Source organism: Thalassotalea sp. G20_0, assembly GCF_017744175.1.
Lineage (GTDB): Bacteria > Pseudomonadota > Gammaproteobacteria > Pseudomonadales > Endozoicomonadaceae > Endozoicomonas.
In genome coordinates this window covers 1-1,255 of the sequence record NZ_JAGHQV010000215.1, presented here as the reverse complement: position 1 = coordinate 1,255, position 1,255 = coordinate 1, and the positions used below count along the sequence as shown (strand labels likewise).

Here is a 1,255-nt window from a genome sequence, read left to right as displayed (position 1 = left end):
CCCCCCTCAACAATGGGCTGAACAGACTTTCGGATGCGCTGACTTGGGTGATAAACGTCGAACCAAAAGGCTGGTACAGGTAGCAGGTGACCTGTCTGCAAATACCGGCTCCTCTTTGGCAGCCTCTTGCAGTGGCAACCTTGCTGCTGTTGAAGGTGCTTATCGTCTCATCGAAAATGAAGCAGTAGAACCTGATGCCATTGCTGAGGCCGGATTTCAGGCGACAGTGATCGCTGCAAACAACTCACGACTCATACTGGCCATTGAGGACAGCACCACGCTCAGTTACAAACACTCTGCCAGATCAGAGTTGGGTGATATCGGCGGGCCGAAAAACAGTATATCCAAAGGTCTCTGGGCGCACTCAGTCATGTTACTGGATGCGGACTCTGAGAGAACCATTGGTTTGATCGATCAACAACGCTGGATAAGAGACGACGAGGAAAGAGGCAAAAAACATCAGCGCAAGCAACGTCCATACGAAGAAAAAGAAAGTTTTAAATGGCAGAGGTCTGCAGAGAATATTGAACACAGGTTGGGTGATCAGATAGCGAAGGTTATCAGTGTCTGCGACCGGGAGGCAGATATTTATGAATACATCCAGCACCGGCTTACTAATGCCAGACGATTTGTTGTCAGGGCAACACAGAACCGCATATTGATTGACGATGACCGGCTACTGTTTGATGCTCTGGCTGAAGAGTCCGTCATCGGCAGTTATACGGTTAATGTTCCTCAGCGCGGTGGAAGAAAAGCACGCGAGGCAACACTACAGGTAAAGAAAAAGACAGTAACCATTCAATCACCGCAAAGACCCGGTGGTCGAATGGCTCCAATAACGGTCAATATCCTTATGGCTGAAGAAGTGGAAGTTGATACTGAAGACCGGCTGCGCTGGATTCTATTGACTTCAGAGGCTGTAGATACATTTGATGATTGTCGTATTGTTCTCAGGTTTTATGAGCTTCGCTGGCGAATAGAAGAGTTTCATAAAGCCTGGAAAACCGGTGCAGGTGTTGAGCGGTTACGGTTGTTGTGTGCCGGAAACATACAACGACTGGCTGTCATATTGATGTTTGTAGCAGTCAGGTTGCTGCAGATCAGAGAAGCTCTGGTGCTACCGTACAGGCGAAAACAAAAGGACGACAAAGCCTGGAATGAAAAGACACCGGCCAATCGGGTAGTCAGCGATGAGGAGTGGAAAGTACTTTGGCTGACCTTTTATGAAGGAAAGCCTTTACCTAAAAAAGTACCA

General features: G+C 48.1%; 1 protein-coding gene. It reads left to right on the top strand.

Annotated elements, in window-relative coordinates:
- Positions 1 to 1,255, top strand: a 1,255-nt coding sequence (locus tag J7438_RS25600) for an IS4 family transposase (protein ID WP_209278864.1), incomplete at both ends; no start/stop codon positions are given.